We start from the raw sequence: 25,053 nt of genomic DNA on the forward strand, positions 1-25,053 counted from the left end.
CAACGTCGCCCGAGCACGGTTCACTTCATGTGCGTCCACACCCTCAACATGCCCCCAAACAGGACCACGAGACAGACCTAACGGAGCCCTACTAGCAACTTGGACAACTGCGGAGCATGCCTATAGCTGGAAAGCGGGTCCCTCCTCAGAGGCCGACCCGGGCCCAGGAGGGGGCCGAAATGCCGCTGCGCTGTCCAGTCGTGCGTCAGGGGCAGCCGGGGAATCGGGGTATGGGCAGCGGGTTCGGTAGCGGGTGGCGCGTCCAGCCGGTGTCGTGGGCCCAGTGCAAAACGTGGGTCTCGTCCAGCAGGCAGCCGACCCAGAGGCCGGTGATGCCGGCCGGTACGTTCGGAGACCGCTGGGGCAGCAGGCCTGGGGCGGCGAGACGGTGCCATGCGGAGGAACGCATCCAGGTGAGCCAGAAGAACACCTCTCGGCGCGGTCGGTCGGAAGCCGCGTTGAGCTTCAGGGCCAGGTCCTCGTGCAGCCCGAACTCGACTTCCAGCAAGTCCACCAGATCCGTTCCGCCGTCGGCGTCAGCGATGGGCGGCGGGTTCGCCGGGAGCGCGGTCCGCCAGGTCAGGGATCGTGCGAGGGTGATCCGTTCGCTCACGTCCCGGCGGGCCAGTTCGGCGAGTTCAGCATCGGTGTGGCGACCGGGGAAAAGGGCTCGCGTCGTCTCGGCCGACTTCCGTTCGTCCTCGGTCCGGCGCTTCTCCAGTGAAGCGAGGAAGTCCGGATCGAACGACCACAGCACCGGGCCCATCCGGAGTGGTTCCGGGAGGGGAGAGGGCGGTGGGGGCTTTCCCTGGCGGCGGTTCTTCTCGGCCTTCCCGGCCCAGTGGTCCGGGTTGAAAGCCGGCATCTGGTCGTACCCCGTGAGCAGGCCTGCGCTGATGTAGCCGGTACTCGTCTCGCTGGGCACTGAACAACCGAAGGCCACCCCAGCACTGCCCAGGACGCCGTACGGGCACGCCTCCTCATGGAATGGCCGCTCGATACAGGCCGTGCCGGGGCCGAAGCGGTTCACGCCACGCCGTTCCAGCTCGGCCAGGGCCGGGCTGATGACGGTCAGGGCATCCTTGAAACGAGGGTGCCCCTTGCGGCCCCCGTAGGTTGCCTTCGCCGTGCTCTCGAACACTACGTGCCAGCCTAGATTTAGCTCGGTCACCGCATGCTCCTTGAGGTACGGCTCCCAGGAGCGCCGGTTCTGCTCAGCCACGCTGCTGGTCACCTGTGTGACCTCAACCGCCCGATCACCGCCGCACATGAAGTCGAAGCGCCCGTTGGGGTCCGCGCGCACCTCATGGAAATCACCGCACCGGGGGCAGTGGTCATACGGTTCGACGGTCTCACCCGTGCAGTACCGCAGGACGCCTGCCGCCCTCAGCTCCACCGGATCACTTGCTCGGGGCATGAGCCTCGTCCGTCCCCGCAGGCGCGTCCCAAGGGAGTACCAGCTGTTCCAGCGGCAGACGAGACAAGGTCTTGAACAAGTCGTCCCGGTGGTACCCGAGCCCCGCGGCAAGCAGAATTCGCACGTGCTGATCCAGTTCCTCGATCATGGTCGAGGGCAGGCCGACGGCCTGCGGGATGACCCACGCATCCCGCAGGAGCAGCGCCAGATCGGTATCGCCAACCGGCAGATGGACATGCAGCTCCCACGGAGGGACGGTCCGCAGAGGGCCCCGTACCGCCCGGCTCCGCCGCGCGAGCAAGCGCCGACCGGCCACTTGGAGAGCACGCAGCACCGCCATTTCGGCCATGGCCGCCGCCACGGTCTCACGAGGGCTCTGGATCATGATTCTCCTACTGGATCTCGGAGGCGTGCCGCGGCTGGAGGAACGGGATCAGCGGGGCAGGCAGCACGGCGGGGGATCCGAGCAGCCACTCGCGGGTCGCCCCGCTCACCTCCCAGGCGTCCCGCAGGTCTTCCAGGGTGGCCGTCTCCGCCAGACTGAGCAGGGCGCCGCGGACGTCACCGTCGGGAACGGTGCTCATCCCGCCGTCCGGGAGGAACACCTCCTGGGCGGCATCAGGGACGTCATCGACCGTGTACTCGGCCAGTGACGCCCCCGGGTTGCCCCACCCCGTCGGCTGAGCGGCCCGCAGCACGTCACCGATCCCTTGCGGCGTGACGGCGGCACCTCCACGCAGCGCCGTGGTTACTGCGGCAGCCGTGACCTCCCCGCCGGACAGGCTCGGAGGTTCCGGGTTCGCGTCCAGGTCGGCCAGCTCGGGAGGGGGCCAAACCACCCCCCGGTCACGCATGTACCGGGCGATGCCCTCATCGATCCGACGCACCCGCGCGGGAATGAGCCGCACCCGCTGTCCCGAGGCGAGCACCTCGTCGGCGACGCGCTCCGCCCACTCCTCCTCGTTCTCTCCCTCTTCCGGACCTTCCTCGCCGAGTCCGGCGCCCAGGCCCCGGACCGCCTTGCCGAAGGCGTCCCGCACGGTCTCCTCCGGCACCGGGTGCCCTTCGCCGAACAGCGCCAGCGCCAGATGAGAGGGCCGGGCGCCCCTCCGCGCCAGCCGGGCGAGCGCCACGACCAGACCGAATGCCTCGTCGTCCGGAACCGACGTGCTCCCGCGCCCGCGGCCCAGCGCCCGCTTCGTGTGTGCCGGCAACAGCCCCGCCCGCCGCCACGACGCAAGCTGCTTCGCTGACACCACGAAACCGTGCTGACGCGCGTGCTCGACGAGCTGCTGATCAGCGGAGACCGGACCAGGAGAAGACATGCCGCGAACCTACCTACTTCCGTCGGAAGAGGACGCGCCTTCGGGAATTAGAGACCCACCACCTTTACCCGGGCCGGGCGCACCGGGCCTGGTGACCTGGGGGAACCGCCGCAGCGCACGGCCCGGCGACACATTAGGAGGAACCATGCTCACTGCACTGACCGCCCCACTCCCGACCACCGGGCCCCTGCTCTGGGGCCTGATCACCGTCCTGCACATCTGGATCACCGTGTACGTCGTCATCGTCAGAGTCGCCCTGCTGCACCCCCGCCGCTCCCGCCGGAGGGAAGCCCGTCAGATCCTCGACTGCCACCTCCTCGTCCTCAGGCCCCTGTGACCCTGCCGGAGAAATGACCGCGGGGTTGTGGCAAGGGCCGGCCCCGGCCCTTGCCATCTGGATAGGCTGGTGTTGCCTTAACGGAGTTTGGTGGACACCAACAGGGACAACGCCAACCGTCAGGTGCGGTTGTCGTTCCTCGGGTAGCTCTACGGCGCCCGTCACTGCATGAGTCCGTCGAGGTGCCGTCGACGGCGGACAGGCCGGGGAGAGTGGCCCGCCCGGCTGGGACGGCTGATGGACTGCCCGTGGCGGAGGACATCGTGGTGACGCGGGCAGTGCCGGGTCGGGCACGGCAGGTACGTCGATCTCCGGAGTGCTCTCGGAGCCCTGGAAGTCCTGAGGTGCTTGTGGAGGGCGGCGATCTGCTCCTCGATGAAGCCCTTGGTGCGATGGGCCGTCTTGTACTTGCCGCAGTCCTCCGGCGCCTCCGGTGTGCGCCCACCGCAGGTCGCGCAGGGCCGGGTCGTAGCAGGAGCCTCGGTCGTCTGCCCGTACGTGTCCTCGCCGGCGGAGGCGGCCGCGCGGGCCCGAGCGTGTACCGCTGTCCGTGCGTGTGCTGGTGGAGACCGATGTGCTGGTGGACACCGATGCCCTGCTCACCATGGCGTGTGAGCGGACCGGCCGGCTGCCGCAGTACTGCGCCGAGGACGCCCTCCGGCTTCTCTGCAAGAGGCTGCGCGTCCCAAGACGGCCGAGGTGTCCCGGCGAGCGGTTGCGGGCCGACGACGTCCATCCCGTGACACTTCCGCCCGGCCGGGCCCGGTGCCCGGGCCGACGCGGGCGTCGGCCACGCCGATCCCGCCGGGGGCAGGGCGGCACCTGAACGGCGGAGCGACAGGCGAAGGCTGGGAACCCGTCGCCGTCGACACCCATGAGGACCTGCCCGTTGCCCGCGTTTCCGCTGCCCGGCCCGGGCCGCTCCATCACGTCGACCGCTACGCTGCTGGGCGTCTCGTCAGGCACTCTCCGCGACTACGTTCCGGATCTGAAGGACTTCGGGAGGGCGCCGTACCGCGCCGGCGTGAGGCGCTTGCGAAGTGATCGAGGCGGCGTCGGCCAGATCCGCGGCCGCAGCGGTACATCCGGCGCTCGCGGGCGGAACCGCCCCCCTCGAGACCTCTCAGGGCCCTGCGAACTCTACAGACCCCTGAATCCAATATCGACCGAGGTGATGAAGGCGCCGCGTTCCGGTCCCGATCCGACCACGCTGAAGCATACCGAATCCCCTTTGGAAACAGATCCCTCCACGAGGTCTTCCTGGAGCAGCGCCAGCGTGGAAGGGGAAACCATGTTCCCGAACCGTGCCGCGTTGGACGGGGTCATCCCCTTACGCATGCCCACCGATTCGGCGAACGCTTCAACGAGGTGGGGACTTGCCTGATGCGTGTAGACGCGGGCGACCTGGTCAAGATATCCAGGCTTGCATCTCTCCAGGGTTTGATGGTTTTCCATCATGCCCCGCATGTAGTAGCCGATGATCTCCTTGCTGCTCATTCCGTACGCCATGAGGAGCCTGGAACATTCTTCTCCCGGCGGATTTTGGGCACCTCCACCCGGGTAGTGAATGAGCGGATCAGTAAGCCCCGGACCGCCCGCGAAGGAGCATGCGTCACGACTGTAGAACGAAACGCCGTCACTGTCCGCGGTCCGCGTCAGCACCATAGCGGCCAGGGCGTCGGAAAACAGTGCGGCGGAAGCCCACAACGCTGTACCGAAAGGGTGTGCCTCGTTGTCGATTCCGTACGAGTAAAGGACACCCTGGGAGTCAACGGAGTGGCGACTCGCTACGTTATAGGCGACGACCAGGGCTCGTTCACTGTTCATCTTGCGGGCGAGTTCCGCTGCGCGGGCCAGTCCGCCGCAGCCGGCTCCGAGCTGGAGGGGGGAGACCGCATCCGGCAGGCCGAGGTTGCGCGCCAGGCTGAGCGCGTCTTGGTCGAGCATCACCTGAAACGGCGTGCATGTCACGAGGATGAGGGCATCAACGTCCTCCACCGTAATCGCTGCCGAGTCGAGCGCCGTCCGGGCCACCTGCGTGAGGACGCTCACGTCCGTGAAGCGGTCGGGAGCCCAAGCTTTGCCCGTAACTCCCAGAATGTGTTGCAGAGCCTCCCCGGACAGGATTGAGCCAGGGCTTTTCTTGTCTGGAATTCTGACCTTCTCTGCCCAGGTTGAGATGTCGACCTGATCGCCCAACTCCGCGGCCAATCCTGTGATCTTGTACGGGAAGCTGTTCGGCGCGGACACTGGTGGCCCTCCTAGGTGGCGCCTCGATGAGCATGCGCGTCTCGGCGAGCGGCTACACGGACAGGACGCGTACGGTGGCCGTCGCCTTGGCCAGGACTTTTCCCTCCGGGTCAAGGAGTTCAGCGGTCGCTCGGGAACGCTCCTGCTCGGGCGCGGGGGCTGAGCCCACACAGCGCAGCACCTGCTGCCCTGGGCTTACCGGGCACAGGAAACTGACGCTCAGTTCCGCAGTGACGGCGTACGAACCGGCTGGCAGATGGGTCTGGACGGCATAGCCGCACACAGCGTCCGCGACGGACGCGATCAGTCCACCGTGGACATTCCCGCTGTGGGTCCCGTGCCACTCTCGGGGCTGTACACCGATGGTCACCGATCCCCGGTCGACCTCGACGACCCGGTAGTCCAGGGTGGATTCCAGCGGAGCTGCCGAGAGCGAGCCTTCCCGCAGCCCACGCATCAGCTGCAGCCCGTCCATGTCCAGAAGGGTCGGAATCTGAGTGAACGGGTCGTGGAAGGAGTACGTTCTCTGGTGCGGTGCCGTTCCGTCGCGCGTGCTCATACGGCTCCAAGCCTCCTCGGTACTGGGCCGACGTCCGGCTTGCCTATGTGTTCGGGTATTCATAGAAGCCCTTGCGGGACTTTCGCCCCAGCAGTCCTTCGGAAACCATACGGAACAGGCTTTCCGGCGGTTCGAAGACAGCGTCCCCTGTTCGCTCGTACGCGTACTCAAGACTCGCCAATGCCACATCCAGTCCCACGGCATCGAGCGATTTGAGCGGACCTGTCGTATGCCCGAAACCAAGCTCACAGATGGCGTCGATATCCTCTGCGCTCGCGGCTCCGGATTGGTGCAGGCGAATCGCCTCGACCGCGAGAACACCGAACAGACGGTTCACGATGGGGCCTGTTGCTTCGTCATGGACGATCAAGCAACGTTTCCCCCACTCCGTGAAGCGCGCACGAACGCGGGAAACGGTTTCCTCGCTGGTCTCGGTTCCGGTGAGAACTTCAACCAACGGACGGATCGGAGCCGGATAGATGAAGTGCGTTCCCAGAAATCTTTGCGGCCTCCGGGTCGCCGCCGCGAGCATGTCGATCGGGATGGACGAAGTATTGGTGGACAGGATCGTGTTTTCGTCGCAGATATGGTCGAGTTCCGCAAGGACCGCTTTCTTGATGGAGAGATCCTCGGCCACGCTCTCGATGACCAGGTCGGCCGCCGCCAGCTCACGCATATCAGTCACCGGTTGGATCAGCGAGACAGCCTCGTCCGCAGAACCCCTATCGACCCAGCCCTTTTTGACAGCTCGCCCCAAATCTTTTCTGTAATTATCGAAGCAGGCTTTGAGCGTCGCTTCTCTTCGGCTCCAGACGAGGACGGGAGACCCCGCCAGCGCTGCCGCCAAGGCAATCCCACCGCCCATCGCTCCGGCGCCCGCGACCCCAGTCACACTACCCACTCGCAGCCATCTCCCATATCCACACCGAGTAAGGGCAACATTTTACGACTTCGTGTTTGGTTATCACCGACGATCCGTGTCCGGCCAGTTTGCAGGGAGTGCGTGCCGTAATGCCTACCCGGATTTCCTCAGTCGTTGACCTGGGCAGGGCTGGAATGGCCCGAACGGCGCAGTACTGTATTTTCCGCGGGCACACTTTCCGCTCCTATGTCCCTGGTGGAGGACTCAGGGTTCTTGAGAGGTCTCTAGCCGGGCGGTTCGCGGTTACGCCAGGACAGGGAGCGACGCAAGTCCGCGGACGAGACGAGTGCGCCGCCAGTCCAGTCGATCAACCGGTACGGCCAGACGGACACCGGGGAATCGGGTCAGCAGTGCGCGAAGGGCGATTTCCAGCTCGGCCTTGGCCAGGGGCGCGCCGACGCAGCGGTGGATGCCGTGGCCGAAGGCAAGGTGGGCAGCCGCGTCGCGGTCCAGGTCGAGCTGGTCCGGCACCGGGAACCGCGCTGGGTCTCGGTTGGCTGCCCCGAGGGCGACCAGGACCGGGATGCCGGCTGGGATGTCGGTATCACCGAACGTGACGGCTTCCGTGGTGAACCGGAAGGTGGCCGTACTCACGGGGGAGTCGAAGCGGAGCAGTTCGTCCAGCGCGGCAGGGACCTCATCCGGATTCACTCGCAGACGATCCAGCGCAGCCGGGTGCAGGAGCAGCGCGAGGACGGCGTTTCCCAAGGCGTTGCTGGTGGTCTCGTGTCCGGCCACGAGCAGCAGCACGGCCAGGGAGACCAACTCCTCCTCGCTCAGGCGGTCGTCTCCATCACGAGCCGAGACGAGTCGGTCGAGAAGAGAGCTGCCGGGGTCCAGGCGCTTGGCGGCGAGAAGGTCCGTCATGTAGTCGGCCATCGCGTGCGAGGCCGCGTCGATGGCGTCGGGTGCCCCCGCCGCGAACAGCTCGGCGGACCAGCGCTGGACGTCGGATCGGTCGGCCTGCGGAACTCCGAGCAGCTCGCAGATCACGACGACCGGCAACGGCACCGCCAGGCCGGCCATGAAGTCGAACGGTTCGCCGGCGGGCCAGTGGTCCAGCAGGTCGTCGGTGAGCCGTGCAATGAACGGACGCAGTTCCGCGACGGTCCTGGTGGTGAAAGCCTTGGTCACCAGTTTGCGCAACCGGGTGTGCTGGGGCGGGTCGCCGGCCAGCATGGTGTGGGCGACCGCGGGATGCAGGCGGCGCCGGGACTCCTTGCCCGCGAAGAAGACGGCCGTGTCCTTCGAGAGCCTGACGTCGCCGAGGGCCTCTCTGGCTTCGGCGTAGCCGGTGACCAGATAGCTGGGACGCCCGGCGGAGCCGGTAGGTACGGGCTGTACCGGGCACGTCGACCGCATGGCCGCGTAGGCCGGACAGGGGTCCTGGAGGAAGCGGGGGTCCCGCGTCGGGTCGGTCATGATCTCAGGCTCCAATGGGCTCCGGCCGGCCGTCATCGGCGACACGCCCGACACGCCCGACACGGCCGGCGTAGGCGCGCCACCAAAAGGCGACGTGGACCAGGGCGAAGACGCAGCCCGCCGCCGCCGTCCGAAGACCTGCCCTGCCGCTGCCTCGATGTGCCGAGTGGGACTGACATACGGCTCGCACCTGTCCTGTCCTTCGATGCCCGGCCGTGAGTGGTGAGCGATTTCCGGTCAGGGGCCTGCGGGACGTACAGGGGTGCTCACGCCGGTGGGCGGCGGCGGCCTGCGGCCTTGCCGTCATCTCATCCGGATCTCGACAGTGGAGTAGGCGTACCCCTCGCTCTCGCGTGGCGCGCGGTTCCAGGAGCGGGTGGTCAGTCGCGGCAGCAGGCCCTCCATCAGGGCGAGCCGGGGCAGGGAGAGGCCGAACTCCTTCTGCACGGCAGCCAGCAGGCACCGCTCGTGGTCGTCCTCGGGGACGCCGTCGAGGACCCTTCCCGGATCGAGCGTGCCGGGGACCGGGCCCGAGCGTTCGGTTTCGGTGCCGCGCAAGGTGTACGCGTACAGCTCCTCACCCCGCCGTGCGACCGACAGGTGGAACTCCCTCAGGCCGCCACCGCGCCGGGCCCTGCGTACCCACAGCACCACCGCGCGGCCGTCGCGCGAGGCGGCGGCAGCGGGGGAGACGAAGAAGCTTCCGGCCACCGATGTCCTCGGGGCGGCGTCGAAGCCGAACGCCCACCCCGAGCCCGTGCGGCCCACCGACATGACGGCCCGGTCCTCCCACGGGGCGGCCTCGTTCCGCTGTTGGGCGCCGTACAGTTCCGACCAGTCCGGGCGGCCGGGCGGAGGGGCCGGACTCCCGCCCCCTTCCTCCCCGACCAGGGCGGGCAGCGCCTCGGGCTCCACTCCCTCCGCCCACAGGCACCGGTACGAGTCGTGCGGTGCGTTCCACCGGGGGGAGTCCGTCAGCCAGCACAGTCCCGGCGGGTTCAGGTCCAACACCGGGTCGGGCAGCGTGCCCGGCCGGCCGGCCCGCGGTGTGGCCAGCAGCTCCCGGCCGCGTTCCGGTGTCACCACCGGCCCCAGCACGGTGTCCCCGAGCAGTCCGAGCGGCGCCAGCAGATCCGGTCCCGGCGGTGACCACGACGGCAGCGCGGCGCGTATCGTCCGCCACGCCGAGTCCGTGTCGCCCCACCGTGCCGCCTCTCGCGCCTCGGCCACCGCCGCTCCGAAGACGCCGTCAGGGGCGTAGCGGTGGGAGCCTTCGCGCACCCGGGCGAGGATCGCCTCGGCGGCCGCCGCCACGGCCTCGTCGGTCTCGGCGCCCAGCGTGAACCGAGAATTGACGGGACTGTGGTGCCGCTCCCGTACGTGTGTGAGGGCCATGACCGGCACCAGCTCGTCCGTGTAGCGCGGATCGGCCACGAGGGCGCCGAACCCGTGGCACCCGCCGCGCCGTGACAGCGCCTCGAGCTGCCGCAGCATCCCCCGGGCGGGCGGCCGTCCGTAGCGCGACGCCCCGGCCAGCAGCTCCCGGGCAATCTCCCAACGCCCTGCCAGGGCTTCCTGCCGTGCGCGCTCGACGTCCGCGTCCAGGGCGCGGGTGGTGTCGTTCACGAAGGCGGGGCTGCCCGCCCGGTCCGCGTGGAAGTCCCGGTAGGACTCCTCCAGGTAGGCGCGGAAGGACGGGTACCTGTCCGGCGGTTCACCGCTCCATCCTCGGTACACGTACAGCGCCCACTCGCCGTCGTCGTCGGTGTCGCCCGGGTCCAGCAGGGCGTGCGACATGTCCGAGTCGGTCTCCAGTCGCAGCGCACGCTCCCACATGCCGGCGAGCAGCACCTCCCGCTCGGTCGAACGGTCGGTGAGCGTCCGCCGGCAGAGGGGCGTCATGCGGTACGGGTCCCCGAACCAGTCGATCTCCTGGACCGCGCCCAGCCGGTAGATGGACGCCCTGACGGCCATCTGCCAGCCGTTGCTGGCCTTGAGGAACTCCCGGTAGGACGGAGGGAGCCGGGTGCCCAGGCGTTCCTCGGCCGCGGTGACCTCCGCCTCTGTCGCGGGCGGGGCGGCGAGGGCCAGATCGGAGAGGGTCAGGCCGCCCTCCGCCAGGTCCTCCGCGTCACCCTCGTCCGGGATCCACTCGTCCTGCCAACGGCGGAGGAACTGCTGCCAGTTGAGCCGGTTCTCGATCACCTGACCGATTGTGGCACCGGCCACTGACAACAGGCAGGTGGGCGTTGCCCCTCACCTCCGTGGCGACCGCCGCTCGCGTCGCCGGTGAGCCTCCCCCGCCCAGGCAGTGGTGGCGGGGGGAGGCCGAGGACCGGGCGACCGGGCGACCGGACCCACCCGGGCCCGGCTCCCCGCCCTGGCGCCCGCCCGGGGGTGGTCAGGCCTCGGACCGGCTGCGGCGCAGGTGCACCACCAGCCGCTTCAGCAGCGGCCACGCCAGCAGCAGCACGATCACCGCGTACACCGTCACCGCGAACGGCGTGTTCACCAGGCCCGTGACGCTGCCGTCGCTGATCTGCAGGGCCCGGCGCAGCTGTTGTTCGGCGTTCGGCCCGAGGATGACGCCGATCACGGCGGGCAGGATGGGCAGGCCGTAGCGTCGCATGCCGAAGCCGATCAGACCGATGATCAGGAGGGTCACCAGGTCGACGACCTCGCCGCCGACCGCGTAGGCACCGACCGCAGCGAAGAACATGATGCCCGCGTAGAGGTACGGCCGCGGGATGCGCAGCAGCTTGGCCCACACCGGTGCCAGCGGCAGGTTGAGCGCGAGCAGCAGCACCATGCCGACGAAGAGGGAGGCGATCAGGCCCCAGACCAGCTCGGGTTCGCGCTCGAAGAGCAGCGGGCCGGGCTGGATGCCGTACTGCTGGAAGGCGGCCAGCATGACCGCCGCGACCGCCGTCGTCGGCAGGCCCAGGGTCAGCATGGACACCAGCGTGCCCGCCGCCGAGGCCGAAGCGGCCGACTCCGGGCCGGCCACGCCCTCGATGGCGCCCTTGCCCCACTCGTCCTTGTTCTTGGACAGGCGCTTCTCCGTGACGTACGACAGGAACGTGGGGATCTCCGCGCCGCCCGCCGGGATGGCGCCGAACGGGAAGCCGATGAACGGGCCGCGCAGCCAGGACTTCCAGGTCCGCCTCAGATCACTACGGCCGAGCCAGGGACGGCCCACCGGGATCGGCTCGGCCGCCCCGCGTCGCAGGTGGGCCGCCACCCACAGCGCCTCACCGATCGCGAACAGACCGACCGCGACGATCACCACGTCGACACCGTCCGCGAGTTGCAGCGAACCGAAGGTCAGGCGTTGCTGTCCCGTCATCTGGTCCAGGCCCACCAGGCCGATCGTCAGGCCGATCAGCAGGGAGGCCAGGCCTCTGACCCGCGAGGAGCCGAGCACCGACGTCACGGCGATGAACGCCAGCACCATGATGGCGAAGTAGTCCGGCGCACCGATGTCCACCGCCAGGTCGGCGACCGTCGGCGCCAGCGCCACGAGCAGGATCGTGCCGATCATGCCGCCCGCGAAGTGGCCGATGGCGGCGGCCGCCAGCGCCTGGGCACCGCGACCCGCCTTGGCCATGGGGTTGCCCTCCATGGCCGCCACCACGGCGGCGCTCTCGCCGGGGGTGTTGAGCAGGATGGAGGTGGTCGAACCGCCGAACATCGCACCGTAGTAGATGCCCGCGAACATGATGAACGCGGCGACCGGGTCGAGCCCGTACGTCACCGGCAGCAGCAGCGCCACCGCCATCGCCGGGCCGATGCCGGGCAGGACGCCGATGGCCGTGCCGAGCAGCACGCCGACGGCGGCCCACAGGAGGTTGAGCGGGGACAGGGCCGTCCCGAAGCCGTCCATGAGGGAGTTCAGGGCGTTCATGTCAGAGCACTCCCATCAGCGGACCGCCGGGCAGGGGCACGCCGAGCAACTTGTCGAAGACGACGTAGGCGAACAGGGACAGCACCGCGGCGATCAGCGGGTCGCGGTCCACGCGGCGGCTGCCGAGGGCGAAGGCGGCACCCCAGAACAGCAGCGCCCCGGCGACGGGGAAGCCGGCCGGCTCGATGAGTACGGCCGCGCCGAGGAAGATCCCGGACAGCAGCAGCACGGTGCGCCAGTCGGCCGGCTCGGACAGGTCGATGTCCTCGCCGCCCTCTGCTTCGCCCCGGCCGCCGCGCAGCACGTCGACGGCGAGCAGCGCGGCGATCACCAGCAGCCCGGCGCCGACCACGATCGGCACCGTCTTCGGGCCCACCGGCCCGCGCTGGGTGATGTCGACGTCCATGGTCAGCGCGTCGGTCAGGACGAGCACCCCGAGCGCCAGCAGCAGTACGCACACGCCCAGTTCGGAGTGGTCGCGCAGCCACGAGCGCCGCTCGGCCGCCGGGGCGGGGGGCGGGGGAGGGGTCGGCTCCGGGGAAGGACCGGTCCGTGTCGTCACAGTCCCAGCTCCTTCAGTACCGACACCACACGCTTGTCCTGGGCGTCCAGGAACGCTCCGAACTTCTCACCGGTCAGGAAGGCGTCGTCCCAGCCGTTCTGGTCCATGGACTTCTTCCATTCGGGGGAGTCGTGCAGCTCCTCGGCCAGGCGGGTCAGCTTGTTCCGTTCCGCTTCGGAGAGGCCGGGCGGGGCGACGATGCCGCGCCAGTTGGTGAAGTCCACGTCGTAGCCGGACTCCAGAAGCGTCGGCGCGTCCTTCAGGTCGTCGACCCGCTCCGGGCCGGTCACCGCGAGCACCCTCAGCTCGCCCGCCTTGATCTGGTCCAGGTACTCGCCGACGCCGGAGACCCCGAAGCCGACCTTGTTGCCGAGGATCGAGGCGAGCAGCTCGCCGCCGCCGTCGAAGGGGATGTAGTTGACCGACCGGGGGGAGATCCCGGCGGCCTGCGCCATCAGCATCGGCGCGAGGTGGTCGGGCCCGCCCGGCGACGAACCACCGCCGACGGGGAGCTTGCCCGGGTCCTTCTTCCAGGCGGTGATCAGCTCGTCGATCGTCTTGTACGGCGAGTCCTTGCCGACCACGACGACGTCCTGCTCCTCGGTGAGCCGCGCGATCGGCGTGGTGTCGGCCAGGGTCTTGGGCGCGTGGTTGGAGCGGACGGCGCCCACCACGCCGAGGCCCATGGACATGGCCAGCTTGCCGTTGCCGTGCTCGCTCGCCAGCCGGCTCAGGCCCACGGTGCCGCCCGCGCCGGGCAGGTTGAACACCTCGATGTTGTGTGTGAGCCCGGCGTCCTCGGCGTTCTTCGCGGCCGTGCGGGCGGTGATGTCGTATCCGCCGCCGGGCGTGTTGGGGACCATGAAGCGCAGGCCGGGGATCTGCGTGCCGGTCTCGGCGTCGCTGCCCGTGGAGAGCAACGGCGGTCCCGCGAGCACGAGCACGGCGGCCCCGAGCAGGGCAAGGGGGGTGCGCAGGCGCACGTATGACACCACCTGTCGGTTGGGTAGATCGGGTTGGGGGAAAGCCCTGTGGGGGAGGGTGACGTGGGCCACATGGTGCCCGTGGACCGGCGGCCTGTCTTCCTTGCGGAACCAAGGGAGGTTGTGGTCTTTGCGGTCGCCGGCGGATCGTCCGTGCCGTGCCGGTACATCCCCGATGCGTCCCCGATGCGTCGTCGGTACATCACCGGTACGTCGCCGGCGCATCGCCGGTTCATTGCGAAGACAACACTTCTCTTTCCTTCGCCGCAGGTGGGCGCCATGATGGCGACCCGGCACACCTGCCGCTCCCCCGCCCCCGTCAGCCGAGATCGAGTCCGCCGTGGCCCCCGCCTTCCGCCGTCAGACCCTCGCGGGCGAGATGCTGGTCCTCCAGCTCGCCATCGTCGTGGTGGTCCTGCTCGCGGTCGCCGCCGTCTCGCTGGCGCAGTCCAAGGCCACCTTCAACCGCGTCGAGGGCCGCCGGGTCGCCGCCCTGGCCGAACAGCTGGCCGCCACGCCGCTGCTCCGCAGCCAGCTCCTGAGCCCCCTGCCGCAGGAGGCCCTGGCCCCGCTGGTGAACTCCACGCAGACCCAGTCCGGAGTCACCTCGGTCACGGTGGCCGACGCCGACGGCCGGGTCGTCAGCTCCACCGACCCCACGATGATCGACGGCCGGCTGCCGCGCGGTGAGGGGGCCGCCCGGGGGCGCGGTTGGTCGGGCCCGCTCACGGTGCAGGGCAGTCGGGAGCTCGTCGCCCAGGTACCGGTGCTCGGCGACACCCGGCAGACCCTCGGCCGGCACCTCGGCACGGTGATGGTCGGTGAGGCCGATCCGACGGTGTGGCAGCGCCTCAGTGGTGCCTCCTCCTACCTCCTCGCCTACCTCGGCATCGCCAGCGGGCTGGGCGTGGCCGGCTCCTGGCTGCTCGCCCGGCGTGTCAAACGACAGACCCTCGGCCTGGAGCCGCGCGAGATCGCCGGCCTCGCCGAGCACCGGGAGGCGATGCTGTACGGCATCGCCGAGGGCGTGGTCGCGCTCGATCCGCAGCACCGGCTCACACTGGTCAACGAGATGGGCCGGCGCCTGCTCGACCTGCCCGCCGACTGCGTGGGCCAGAGCCTGGACGGCCTCGGCATCGACGGGAGGCTGCGCGACGTCCTGTCCGGTGCCGCGGCGTACGAGGCCGAGCCGCGTGACGAGGTCGTGGTCCGCCACGGACGGGTCCTGGTCATGAACCGTATGACCGTCACCAAGGACGGCCGCCCGCTCGGCTCGGTCACCACGCTGCGCGACCGCACCGAACTGGCCCGCCTGGAACGGGAGATCGGCTCCTTCCGCAGCACCTCCGAGCTGCTGCGCGCCCAGGCCCACGAGTTCGCCAACCAGCTGCACACCATCTCCGGGCTCATCCAGATCGGCGAGCAGGAAGAGGTGGTGCGTTACATCCGCGCGCTCAACCAGCGCCGCCAGTCCCTGGACGTCACCCTCAGCCGCCGGGTCCGCGACACCGCCGTCGCCGCGCTGCTGACGGCGAAGTCCTCCCTCGCGGCGGAGCGGAGGGTCGCCCTGCGGGTGTCGGACCGCACGGCGCTCGACCGGCTCGCTCCCCAGGACGCGGCGGACGTGGCGACCGTGGTCGGCAACCTCGTCGACAACGCCGTGGACGCCGCCGCGGCGCCCGGCGCGGGCCACGAGGCCTGGGTCGAGGTCGAGCTGCGGCAGGACGCCGCCAGCGTCGAGATCGTGGTCCGCGACTCCGGGCCCGGCGTGGCGCCCGGACTGGCCCGCGAGGTCTTCTCCCACGGCTTCACCACCAAGGCCGCCCGGCAGGGCGAGCGCGGCATCGGCCTGGCGCTGACCCGGCTGGTCTGCGAGCGTCACGGCGGTGAGATCTCGGTGACCAACACCCCCGAGGGGGCCATGTTCACCGCACGCATGACCGTCAGCCACCTCACCGACGCGGTGGCGGAAGGAGCAGCACGATGACGGGTACGAGCGGCACGGCCGACCCGAGCACCTGGGCCGGTGGGACCGACGGGCGCGCCCGGGCCGGTGGGGCCGAAGCAACCGCCCGGGCCGGAACGGACGACGGGACCGCCCGGGCCGGAACGGACGACGAAAGCGCCCGGGCCGCAACGGACGACGGGACCGCCCGGGCCAGGTGGACCGATGTGACCGCCCGGGTCGCTACGGCAGACCAGGCCGGTACGGCCCACGCGGCCACCTCGACGGGTACGGCGCACGCGCGTACCGCGACCGGTTCGGCCCGCGCGGCCGCTCCGGCGGGGTCGGCGCCCCATGCCGTCGGCGCCGGGATCGGTGTGCTCGTGGTCGACGACGACTTCATGGTCGCCCGCGTCCACCGCGCCTTCGTCGAGCGCGTCGAGCCCTTCCGGGTCGTCGGGGTCGCCGGCACCGGGGAGCAGGCGCTCGCCGCCGTCGGGGAACTGCGCCCCGACCTCGTCCTGCTCGACCTGTACCTGCCGGACGTGTTCGGCCTCGACGTCATCCCCCGGCTGCGCGCCGCAGGCCACGACTGTGACGTCATGGTCATCAGCGCGGCCAGGGAGGCGGACGCGGTGCGCGGCGCCGTCCGGCACGGCGTGGTCGACTACCTGCTCAAACCGTTCGAGTTCGAGGACCTCCGGGTCCGGCTGGAGCGCTACGCCGTCCAGCGGGGCCGGCTGCTCGGCACGGTGGTGCACAGTCAGGCCGACGTCGACCGCGTACTCGCGGGAGCGGCGGTGCCGGCCGTCGCGGTGCCGGCACTGCCCAAGGGTATGAGCGTGGAGACCGCCGAGCTGGTCGAACGCACCCTCCGTGAGGCCGACGGCACCCTGTCCGCCAGCGAGTGCGCGGCGCTGACCGGTGTCTCCCGGGTCAGCGCCCGCCGCTACCTGGAGTACTTCCACACCGTCGGCAGCGCGGACGTATCGCTGCGCTACGGCGTGGCGGGCCGCCCCGAACGCCGCTACGGGTTCCGGGGCGCGGTCACCGGCCGGGTGCTCCCGCCCGCAGTCCGTCCATGACGAAGTTCAGGAACCGGGTGGCCCGCGGCTGCCAGTCCTCACCCGGATCGATCAGCCAGAGACCGCCGATGACGAGGAAGAAGTCGTCCGCGGAGATCCCGGGCCGGATGGTGCCGGCCGCCTCGTTGGCGCGGAGCAGCAGCTGGGCCGCGTCCGTGACCGGGGTGGGGCGCGGTTTCTCCGGCCCTCCGGGCGCGCTGGTGACCAGCCGGATCGCGTCCGCCAGGCCGGCCTTGGTCATGGCGAACCCGGCGAGGCGGTCCATCCACTCGCGCAGGGCCTGTTCGGGCTCCCGGGTGGACAGCAGCTGGGGCGCGGCGTCGGCCACCTGCTGCATCTCGTAGCGGTAGACCTCCAGGACCAGTGCCTCGCGGTTCGGGAAGTTGCGGTAGAACGTGCCCTGTCCGACGCCCGCCTTCTTGGCGATGGTGCTCAGCGGGGCGTCCGCGCAGCGCGTCAGCTCCTCCGTGGCCACGTGCAGGATGCGCTCGCGGTTGCGCTGGGCGTCCGAGCGCAGGGGAGTGTCCGGCTTGTCCTTCTTCGGTTGCGGCACTCGTCCTCCTCGCGGGTTCGTGGCTGAATCCCGTTCTTGCTAAGCGGACAACTGTCCGTTACGTTTCCAGTGAGCGGACAGTTGTCCGGTTACCTGCCCACTCTAGCGGCGGATGCGACCGGCGGATGCGACCGGTGGCCTCCGTCCACACACGAACCCACTGCCTACAGCCCGTTTTCTCTGTCACCAGACACCACAGAAGGCTGATCATGGCCCCAGTGACCTCGTCGGCGTCCAGCGCCGTCACCCTGAACATCAACGGTGAGAAGCACCAGCTGACCGTCGACCACCGCACCACCCTGCTCGACGCCCTGCGCGAGCGCCTTGATCTCACCGGCACCAAGAAGGGCTGCGACCAGGGCCAGTGCGGCGCCTGCACCGTCCTGGTCGACGGACGCCGCGCCGTGTCCTGCCTGAGCCTCGCGGTCGCCTCCGACGGGCGCGAGATCACCACCATCGAAGGCATGGCCGAGGGCGACCGTCTGCACCCGGTGCAGCAGGCCTTCCTCGACCTCGACGGCTACCAGTGCGGCTACTGCACGCCCGGCCAGATCTGCTCGGCCGTCGCCGTCATCGAGGAGCACGCGGCAGGCTGGCCCAGCGCCGCCACCGACGACGTACGGCCCGAGGCCGGACCGCCACCCCTGACGCCGGACGAGATCCGCGAACGGATGAGCGGCAACCTGTGCCGTTGCGGCGCCTACGTCTCCATCGTCCAGGCGGTCGCCCGCGCGGCCGAGGCCCATGAGGCGAACCAGGGCGAGGCCCCGGCCGAGACCGCGAAGGGGGCGGCCGCATGAGGGAGTTCGGCTACCAGCGCGCCGACGACGTATCCGGCGCGGTGGCGCTGCTCGCCGCCGACCCGGACGCCCGCTTCCTCGGCGGCGGCACCAATCTCGTCGACCTGATGAAGGCCGGCGTCGAACGTCCCGCCCGGCTCGTCGACGTCCGCGAACTGCCCCTGGACGGCATCGAGCCGACCGCCGACGGCGGCCTGCGCGTCGGCGCGACCGTCACCAACAGCGACCTCGCCGCCCACGCCGAAGTGCGCCGCCGCTATCCGGCGCTGGCCCAGGCGGTGCTGGCCGGCGCCTCCGGGCAGCTGCGCAACATGGCCACCGTCGGCGGCAACCTGCTCCAGCGCACCCGCTGCGGCTACTTCACCGACGTGAGCAAGCCCTGCAACAAGCGCGTCCCCGGCAGCGGTTGCCCCGCGCGCACGGGCGAGCACCGCAACCACGCCATCCTGGGCGCCTCCGACCACTGTGTGGCCGTGCACCCCTCCGACATGGGTGTCGCCCTCGCGGCCTTCGACGCCGTCGTCACCTACGAGGCCCCCGACGGGCCTGGGGGCACCACCTCGGGGGGAGAGTCGCCGCTCGCCGACTTCTACCTCCCCGTCGGCGACACCCCGCACCGGGAGACCGCCCTCCCGCCCGGCGCGCTGATCACCGGCATCGTCCTGCCGCCCGCTCCGGTCGCCGCCCGCTCCCGCTACCGCAAGGTGCGCGAGCGTGCCTCGTACGCCTTCGCGATCGGCTCGGTCGCCGCCGCGCTCGACATCGAGGACGGTGTCGTCCGCGACGCACGGCTCGCCTTCGGCGCGGTCGCCTCCCGGCCCTGGCGGGCCCGCGCGGCCGAGCGCGCGCTGATCGGCGCACCGGCCGGCGGCGACACCTTCGCCGCCGCCGCGGACGCCGAACTCGCGGCCGCGAGGCCGCTGCCCGACAACGGATACAAGGTGACCCTCATGCGCAACCTCGCGGTGGCCGTCCTGACCGAACTCGCCGAGGAGGCCGCCCGATGACCACCGCCACGACCGGCCGTACGACGGTCGAGGGCGCCGTCGGCACCGCGCACACGCGCGTGGAGGGACGCGACAAGGTCACCGGAGCGGCCCGCTACGCCGGCGAGCTCCCCTTCGCCGACCTCGCGCACGGCTGGCTGGTGCTGTCCACCGTCGCCCGCGGCCGCATCCGCTCCGTCGACACCGATCCGGTCCTCGGCATGCCCGGCGTGCTCGCCGTCCTCCACCACGGCAACGCCCCGCGCGTCGACACCGACTACATCGGCATGCTGGGCATCCCGCCGGACCCGACCGCCGCCGTCTTCCAGGACGACCGGGTGCCGCACGCGGGATGGCCGGTCGCCCTCGTCGTCGCCGGGACGCCCGAGCAGGCGAGGGAGGCCGCCGAGGCCCTCGTCGTCGCGTACGACGAGGAACCGCACGACATCACGCTCTCCGCCGACCGCGCCGACGCCTACCCGGTCGACGGACACATGCCCGCGGAGACCGTGAAGGGGGACCTGGCGGCCGGTCTCGCGGCGTCAGCCGCCGTGGTGGACGAGGAGTACACCACCCCCGAAGAGCACCACAGCATGATGGAGCCGCACGCGGCCACCGCCCTGTGGGACGGCGGCCGGCTGGAGGTCGTCGACTCCAACCAGGGCGCCACCTGGGTCCAGGGCGAACTCGCGAAGATGTTCTCCCTCGACGAGTCCGCGGTGCGGGTGCGTTCCGAACACGTCGGCGGCGGCTTCGGCAGCAAGGGCCTGCGCGCCCACCAGGTCTCCGCCGTGATGGCCGCGACCGTGCTGCAACGGCCGGTCCGGGTGGTGATGACGAGGCGTCAGATGTTCTCGCTGGCCGGCTACCGCAGCCCCACCACCCAGCGCGTCCGGCTCGGCGCCGATCCCGACGGCCGGCTGCGCGCCCTGGAGCACCGCTCACTCAACCAGACCTCGACCTTCTACGAGTTCGTCGAGCCCGGTGCCGGTGTCGCCAGGATCATGTACGACGCCGACGCCCACCGCACGGCCAACCACGTCGTACGGCTCGACGTACCGTCCCCGACCTTCATGCGCGCGCCGGGCGAGGCGCCGGGCTCCTTCGCGATCGAGGCGGCGCTGGACGAACTCGCCGAGCGCTGCGGCGTCGACCCGATCGAACTGCGGCTGCGCAACGAGCCGGAGGCCGGCCCGGTCTCCGGACTGCCGTTCAGCAGCCGCAACCTGGCCGCCTGCTTCACCGAGGGAGCCCGCCGCTTCGGCTGGGCGCAGCGCGATCCGCGCCCCGGGGTGCGCCGCGACGGGCGCTGGCTGCTGGGCACCGGCACGGCGGCGGCCTCCTTCCAGGCGGGTGCCGCTCCGTCCACCGCCCTCGTGACCGCGGAGGCCGACGGCACCTTCACCGTGCGGATCGCCGCCGCCGACATCGGCACCGGCGCCCGCACCGCGCTCACCCTGGTCGCCGCCGACGCGCTGGAGGTCACGCCCGAGCGGATCCGGGTCCGCATCGGGGACAGCGACTTCGGACCGGCGATGATCGCGGGCGGCTCGATGGGCACCCGCTCCTGGGCCTGGGCGATCAGCATCGCGGCCGGCGAACTGCGGGAGCGGCTCGCGCCGGGCACGAGCATCCCGCCCGAGGGCATCACCGTACGCTCCGACACCACCGAGGCCCTGGGCGCCCTCGCGCAGAAGGAACGGCACTCCTTCGGGGCGCAGTTCGCCGAGGTCGCCGTGGACACCACCACCGGCGAGGTACGGGTGCGCCGCATGCTCGGCATCTTCGCCGCGGGCCGTATCGTCAACCCGCTCACCGCCCGCAACCAGCTCGTCGGCGGCATGGTCTGGGGCATCTCCATGGCCCTGCACGAGGAGGCGGTCCGGGACCGGGCGAGCGGCGGCCTCTACGGCCCCGACCTCGTCGGCTACCATGTCGCCACGCACGCCGACGTCCCGGACGTCGAGGCGGACTGGGTGGACGACCCGGACCCGGACGACCCCGTCGGTATCAAGGGCGTCGGCGAGATCGGCATCGTGGGCGCCGCGGCGGCCGTCGCCAACGCCGTCTGGCACGCCACCGGCGTACGCCACCGGAACCTGCCGATCCGGCCCGACCGCGTGCTGTCGGCGACGGCACCCACCGCCGGGGGCACGACGGATGCTTGACATCGCCGACGAGCTGGACCGCTGGCTCGATCAGGGCCGGGAGTTCGCCGTCGCCACCGTCGTCTCGGTCGGCGGCAGCGCACCGCGCGGGCCCGGCGCCGCCCTCGCCGTCGACAGCGGGGGCACGGTGATCGGCTCGGTCTCCGGTGGCTGTGTGGAGGGCGCGGTGTACGAGTTGTGCGCCGCGGCCCTCCGGGACGGCGAGACGGTGCGCGAACGGTTCGGCTACAGCGACGAGGACGCCTTCGCGGTCGGGCTGACCTGTGGCGGGGTCATCGACGTGATGGTCACGCCGGTCGGCGCGGCCGCGCCCTCGCGGGAGGTGTTCCGGGCGGCGCTGTCGGCCGCCGCCCGGGGCCGGGCCGCGGCCCTCGCCCGGGTCGTCCAGGGGCCGGCCGGCCTCCTCGGGCGGTCCCTGCTCGTCCACCCCGACGGTTCGTACGAGGGCGGCCTCGGCGGCCATCCGGACCTGGACCGCACGGCGGCGGCCGAGGCCGGGGCGCTGCTGGACGCCGGCCGCACCGGCACGGTCGGCCTCTCGGAGGACGGTTCGCACTGCCCCGGCGGGCTCACGCTGCTGGTCGAGTGCAGTGTGCCGCCGCCCCGCATGATCGTCTTCGGGGCGGTCGACTTCGCGGCGGCGCTGGTGCGGGTCGGCAAGTTCCTCGGCCACCACGTGACGGTCTGCGACGCCCGGTCCGTCTTCGCCACCCCGGCCCGCTTCCCGGAGGCGGACGAGGTCGTCGTCGACTGGCCGCACCGCTATCTGCGGAGTACGCCGACCGACGGACGCACGGTGCTGTGCGTGCTCACCCACGACGCCAGGTTCGACGTGCCGCTGCTGACGGAGGCCCTGCGGATGCCGGTCGCGTTCGTCGGGGCGATGGGCTCGCGCCGCACTCACGAGGACCGCGACCGGCGGTTGCGCGAGGCGGGCCTGACCGACTCCGAGCTGTCCCGGCTCCGTTCGCCGATCGGCCTGGACCTCGGCGCCCGGACGCCCGAGGAGACCGCGCTGTCCATCGCGGCGGAGATCGTCGCCGCCCGGCGCGGCGGCACGGGCCTGCCGTTGACGGGCGGGGCGGAGCCGATACACCGGGACCTGACCCGCGCGGCTGCCTGACGGGCCGGACGGGGGAGCACCCGCGGGGGGCGGTCGTCCGTCGGGTCGGGTCAGGGCAGCGCCGACTCTCCGGCCAGGCGGACGGCGCACTCCAGCATCAGGGCGTGCACGAAGGCCTGCGGGAGGTTGCCGCGCAGCTGCCGCTGGCGCACGTCGTACTCCTCGGCGAACAGCCCGGGCGGTCCGCAGGCCGCCCGGGTGCGCTCGAACCAGCGGAACGCGCCGGCCCGGTCACCGACCCGGTGCGTGGCGAGCGCCATCGTGAACCCGCAGAGCAGGAAGGCCCCCTCGGCGTCACCGAGCGGCTCCCCGGGGTGTTCGAAACGGTAGAGGTACCCGTCCTCGGCGAGGCGGGACTCGATGTACGCGCGGGTGGCGGCACCGTCGTCGTCCCCGAACGCGCAGCCGCGGGCCATCGGCACCAGCAGCGCGGCCTCGGGCCCGTCGTCGTCGGCGGCCCGCCGCCAGCGGCCGTCACAGTCCAGGCACCGGCGCCGGGTCTCCCGCAGCACGGTGCCGGCGAGCTCGGCGCAGCGGCGCCCCGCCCTCCCGGGCAGCGCTTCCCCCATCCGCCGCAGACCGCACACCACGCTCAGCCGGGAGTGGGTCCACCACCGGTCCTCCAGCTCCCACAGCCCGGCGTCGGGCGTGAGCCACCACCGTTCCACGACGTCCACCGCCACGGCGGCGGCCCGTTCCGCATCCTCGGTCAGCCGGTCGTGCGCGGCCGCCGCGGCGAACAGCTGCAACGCCTCGCCGAAGGTGTCCAGCTGGAACTGGGCACCCGCGTCGTTGCCGATGTGGTCCGTGCCGCCGGGATAGCCCGGCAACCGCAGGGAACGTTCCTCGCCGACCGGCCGCCCGTCGACCGTGTAGGCGGGGCGCACCCTGTCGCCGTCCTCCAGGATGCGCTCGGCGACGAAGCGCAGGGCGTCGTCGGCCAGCGGATGGGGGCCGTGTGCGGCGACCGCGAGACCGGCGTAGCACTGGTCGCGCAGCCACGCGAAGCGGTAGTCGTAGTTGCGTCCGCTGTTGGCCCGCTCCGGCAGGGATGTGGTCGCGGCGGCCACCATGCCGCCGGAGACGCTGGTCAGCCCGCGCAGCACGGCGTACGCGTGCCGGGCGTCGCGGGGTGCGACCAGCCGTGAGCAGTCCGGGACGGCCCGCCGCCACTCGCGCTCCGTGGCCCGCCACAGCGCGTCGGCGTCGAGCGGTCCGGTCTCCCGCCCCTCGGCCAGTTCCAGCACCAGGTCGTGTGTCTCGCCCTCACGCAGCCGGAACTCGCCGCACAGCCCGGCGCCGGCCCGCCACACCGCCTCCGGAGCGCCGGCGAGCCGCATCCGCAGCCCTTCCGCCTCGGCCGTCCAGACCCCGCGCTCCTGCCGGGCGCCGCGCATCCGGCCGTCTCCGAAACCGGGCCGCGGGTCCAGGTCCAGGCACAACCGCGCCTCGCCCCGCTCCACGCGCATCCGGCGCAGCAGGACGAGCCGGTCGGCGCGGGCGGGCAGGGCCAGCGCCTCCCGGCATTCGACCACGCAGCCGGCGGTCACCCACCGGCTCACCCGGATCAGCGTGCCCTCCTCGTAGGAGCCGCCCCAGACGCGCCAGGGGTCCGCCGGCTCCACGGCGAAGTGCCCTGTGCCACCGATGAGCGCGGAGAACACCGCGTCGTCGTGCCACCGAGGGGCGCACAGCCACACGATCCGGCCCTGCGGATCCAGGACCGCGCCCCGCTCACCGTCGGCGAGCACGGCGTACTCGCGCAGGACCCAGGGAGGAGACACCGGATCCGGCGCCGCCGCGCACTGATCGTCTCTGTCCGTCATGACGCTACGGCTGTCCCGGCGCCGCCGGCCGAAACGGCGACGCCCACCGAAACGGCGACGCCCATGACAGCGCAGGGGCGCCCGCCGCCGGCCCGGCTCCGGGACGCGGGGCCGTCCCGGCCACCCCGTGCTCCTCCAGCGGCCCGACCGTCAGTCCCGCCTCGCGGCAGTCGCGCACGAGGTCCGGCAGGGCGCCGAGGGTGGCCCGCCAGCTGCCCGGGGCGCAGGCGTGGTCGGTGTCGTGCAGGAGGACCGTGCCGCCCCCGCGCAGATCCGCCGCCACGGTCGCCCGTACCGAGGCGGGCGTGGCGTCCTGCCGCCAGTCCCTGCCCCACGCCGTCCACAGCACCGGCCGCAGACCGGCCCGGTGGGCGGCGGCCCAGCGTCCGGAGGTGAGGATGCCGTAGGGCGGTCGGTACCAGTGTGGGGAGCGTCCGGCGACCTCGGTCACCGCGCGGACGGCACGCCGCAATTCGCGCGCGTCCCGCGCCGGCGACGGCAGCCAGGGGCGGTCGTGCGCCCAGCCGTGGACGGCGAGTTCATGCCCCCGCCGGGCCAGCTCGCGGGCCGGCGCCGGGTGACGTACGACGTTCTCGCCCAGGACGAAGAACGTCGCCCGCACGCCGAGCCCGTCCAGCAGGTCCAGGAAGTGCGGCGTGGACGCCGGATCGGGGCCGTCGTCGAAGGTGAGGGCGATGTGGTCCGGGCGGCCCTGTCCGGCCAGGCCCGGGAACCGGCGCCGGCGCAGTCCGGGCAGCCAGGTCGCGGCCGGACCGATGTGGGCCAGCGCGGCGACGACGACCGGCGCGACGGCGTACACCGCAGCTCCGGCGTGCGACCTCTCACGCATCCGTGTGTCTCCTGTCCTCCGCCGTAGGGCTGTCGC

Annotated in this window: 21 protein-coding genes; 7 read left to right on the forward strand and 14 right to left on the reverse strand. The window is 71.5% G+C overall.

All coding sequences use genetic code 11. The features are described 5' to 3' along the window. Nucleotides 1-205 precede the first annotated feature (205 nt). From ACH4NX_RS35265 to ACH4NX_RS35275, 3 genes are all read right to left on the reverse strand, one after another. Nucleotides 206-1,222 carry a hypothetical protein gene (locus ACH4NX_RS35265; RefSeq protein WP_398130068.1) on the reverse strand — a complete coding sequence of 339 codons (1,017 nt, stop codon included), beginning with the start codon at nucleotides 1,220-1,222 and terminating at the stop codon, nucleotides 206-208. Between the two features lie 178 nt (nucleotides 1,223-1,400). Beyond that, the gene (locus ACH4NX_RS35270) at nucleotides 1,401-1,802 is read right to left on the reverse strand and encodes a hypothetical protein (RefSeq protein ID WP_398130069.1); all 402 of its coding nucleotides are present in this window, start codon (nucleotides 1,800-1,802) and stop codon (nucleotides 1,401-1,403) included. Between the two features lie 7 nt (nucleotides 1,803-1,809). Continuing rightward, the gene (locus ACH4NX_RS35275; protein ID WP_398130070.1) at nucleotides 1,810-2,742 is read right to left on the reverse strand and encodes a hypothetical protein; all 933 of its coding nucleotides are present in this window, start codon (nucleotides 2,740-2,742) and stop codon (nucleotides 1,810-1,812) included. Between the two features lie 145 nt (nucleotides 2,743-2,887). Between ACH4NX_RS35275 and ACH4NX_RS35280 the strand changes: the two genes are divergently transcribed. Then, nucleotides 2,888-3,079 carry a hypothetical protein gene (locus tag ACH4NX_RS35280; protein ID WP_279563139.1) on the forward strand — a complete coding sequence of 64 codons (192 nt, stop codon included), beginning with the start codon at nucleotides 2,888-2,890 and terminating at the stop codon, nucleotides 3,077-3,079. A 1,140-nt stretch (nucleotides 3,080-4,219) separates the two neighbouring features. Here the strand turns inward: ACH4NX_RS35280 and ACH4NX_RS35285 are convergent. The 8 genes from ACH4NX_RS35285 to ACH4NX_RS35320 all read right to left on the reverse strand — a co-directional run bounded on the left by ACH4NX_RS35285 (nucleotide 4,220) and on the right by ACH4NX_RS35320 (nucleotide 13,681). Next, nucleotides 4,220-5,329 carry a 3-oxoacyl-[acyl-carrier-protein] synthase III C-terminal domain-containing protein gene (locus tag ACH4NX_RS35285; RefSeq protein WP_351393077.1) on the reverse strand — a complete coding sequence of 370 codons (1,110 nt, stop codon included), beginning with the start codon at nucleotides 5,327-5,329 and terminating at the stop codon, nucleotides 4,220-4,222. Between the two features lie 52 nt (nucleotides 5,330-5,381). Next, nucleotides 5,382-5,888, reverse strand: coding sequence for a PaaI family thioesterase (locus ACH4NX_RS35290; protein ID WP_351393080.1), 507 nt, complete (start codon nucleotides 5,886-5,888; stop codon nucleotides 5,382-5,384). A 43-nt stretch (nucleotides 5,889-5,931) separates the two neighbouring features. Next, nucleotides 5,932-6,789 (reverse strand): 3-hydroxyacyl-CoA dehydrogenase family protein, encoded by an 858-nt coding sequence (locus tag ACH4NX_RS35295; RefSeq protein ID WP_398130071.1) that lies wholly within the window; start codon nucleotides 6,787-6,789, stop codon nucleotides 5,932-5,934. 264 nt (nucleotides 6,790-7,053) lie between these two features. Next, complete coding sequence (locus ACH4NX_RS35300; protein WP_398130072.1) at nucleotides 7,054-8,232, reverse strand: cytochrome P450; 1,179 nt, start codon at nucleotides 8,230-8,232, stop codon at nucleotides 7,054-7,056. Nucleotides 8,233-8,535: 303 nt separating this feature from the next. After that, nucleotides 8,536-10,437: an SMI1/KNR4 family protein gene (locus ACH4NX_RS35305; protein WP_398130073.1), complete on the reverse strand. Its 1,902-nt coding sequence runs from the start codon at nucleotides 10,435-10,437 to the stop codon at nucleotides 8,536-8,538. 196 nt (nucleotides 10,438-10,633) lie between these two features. Further along, a complete protein-coding gene (locus ACH4NX_RS35310; protein WP_351393091.1) occupies nucleotides 10,634-12,136 on the reverse strand; it encodes a tripartite tricarboxylate transporter permease in 1,503 nt (500 codons plus the stop codon). Between the two features lies 1 nt (nucleotide 12,137). Further along, entirely contained in the window at nucleotides 12,138-12,698 is a 561-nt protein-coding gene (locus ACH4NX_RS35315) for a tripartite tricarboxylate transporter TctB family protein (protein ID WP_398130074.1), read from the reverse strand. Beyond that, on the reverse strand, nucleotides 12,695-13,681 hold the full coding sequence (locus ACH4NX_RS35320) for a Bug family tripartite tricarboxylate transporter substrate binding protein (protein WP_398130075.1): 987 nt from the start codon (nucleotides 13,679-13,681) through the stop codon (nucleotides 12,695-12,697). Before ACH4NX_RS35320 ends, ACH4NX_RS35315 begins: the two co-directional genes overlap by 4 nt. A 340-nt stretch (nucleotides 13,682-14,021) precedes the next feature. Here ACH4NX_RS35320 and ACH4NX_RS35325 point away from each other — a divergent pair, with 340 nt between their 5' ends. Next, on the forward strand, nucleotides 14,022-15,668 hold the full coding sequence (locus ACH4NX_RS35325) for an ATP-binding protein (protein ID WP_351393100.1): 1,647 nt from the start codon (nucleotides 14,022-14,024) through the stop codon (nucleotides 15,666-15,668). A gap of 329 nt (nucleotides 15,669-15,997) precedes the next feature. After that, entirely contained in the window at nucleotides 15,998-16,711 is a 714-nt protein-coding gene (locus tag ACH4NX_RS35330; protein WP_351393622.1) for a response regulator, read from the forward strand. On the opposite strand, the gene ACH4NX_RS35335 is transcribed toward ACH4NX_RS35330, so the two are convergent. Beyond that, nucleotides 16,674-17,264: a TetR/AcrR family transcriptional regulator gene (locus tag ACH4NX_RS35335; protein WP_351393103.1), complete on the reverse strand. Its 591-nt coding sequence runs from the start codon at nucleotides 17,262-17,264 to the stop codon at nucleotides 16,674-16,676. The genes ACH4NX_RS35330 and ACH4NX_RS35335 overlap by 38 nt on opposite strands. Nucleotides 17,265-17,473: 209 nt before the next feature. Between ACH4NX_RS35335 and ACH4NX_RS35340 the strand changes: the two genes are divergently transcribed. Genes ACH4NX_RS35340 through ACH4NX_RS35355 form a run of 4 tightly spaced genes read left to right on the forward strand, consistent with a single transcriptional unit; the run spans nucleotide 17,474 to nucleotide 22,341 of the window. After that, nucleotides 17,474-18,064 (forward strand): 2Fe-2S iron-sulfur cluster-binding protein, encoded by a 591-nt coding sequence (locus tag ACH4NX_RS35340; RefSeq protein WP_351393105.1) that lies wholly within the window; start codon nucleotides 17,474-17,476, stop codon nucleotides 18,062-18,064. Then, on the forward strand, nucleotides 18,061-19,071 hold the full coding sequence (locus ACH4NX_RS35345; RefSeq protein WP_351393108.1) for a xanthine dehydrogenase family protein subunit M: 1,011 nt from the start codon (nucleotides 18,061-18,063) through the stop codon (nucleotides 19,069-19,071). The genes ACH4NX_RS35340 and ACH4NX_RS35345 overlap by 4 nt, the downstream gene beginning before the upstream one ends. After that, on the forward strand, nucleotides 19,068-21,218 hold the full coding sequence (locus ACH4NX_RS35350; RefSeq protein WP_398130076.1) for a xanthine dehydrogenase family protein molybdopterin-binding subunit: 2,151 nt from the start codon (nucleotides 19,068-19,070) through the stop codon (nucleotides 21,216-21,218). The genes ACH4NX_RS35345 and ACH4NX_RS35350 overlap by 4 nt, the downstream gene beginning before the upstream one ends. Further along, entirely contained in the window at nucleotides 21,211-22,341 is a 1,131-nt protein-coding gene (locus tag ACH4NX_RS35355; RefSeq protein WP_398130077.1) for an XdhC family protein, read from the forward strand. The genes ACH4NX_RS35350 and ACH4NX_RS35355 overlap by 8 nt, the downstream gene beginning before the upstream one ends. A 50-nt stretch (nucleotides 22,342-22,391) precedes the next feature. Here the strand turns inward: ACH4NX_RS35355 and ACH4NX_RS35360 are convergent, their stop codons facing one another. Further along, on the reverse strand, nucleotides 22,392-24,167 hold the full coding sequence (locus ACH4NX_RS35360; RefSeq protein WP_351393116.1) for a glycoside hydrolase family 15 protein: 1,776 nt from the start codon (nucleotides 24,165-24,167) through the stop codon (nucleotides 22,392-22,394). 4 nt (nucleotides 24,168-24,171) lie between these two features. Next, nucleotides 24,172-25,017 carry a polysaccharide deacetylase family protein gene (locus ACH4NX_RS35365; RefSeq protein WP_398130078.1) on the reverse strand — a complete coding sequence of 282 codons (846 nt, stop codon included), beginning with the start codon at nucleotides 25,015-25,017 and terminating at the stop codon, nucleotides 24,172-24,174. Between the last annotated feature and the right edge of the window lie 36 nt (nucleotides 25,018-25,053).

The sequence above is a fragment of the Streptomyces sp. NPDC017225 genome, from assembly GCF_044331465.1.
GTDB lineage: Bacteria > Actinomycetota > Actinomycetes > Streptomycetales > Streptomycetaceae > Streptomyces.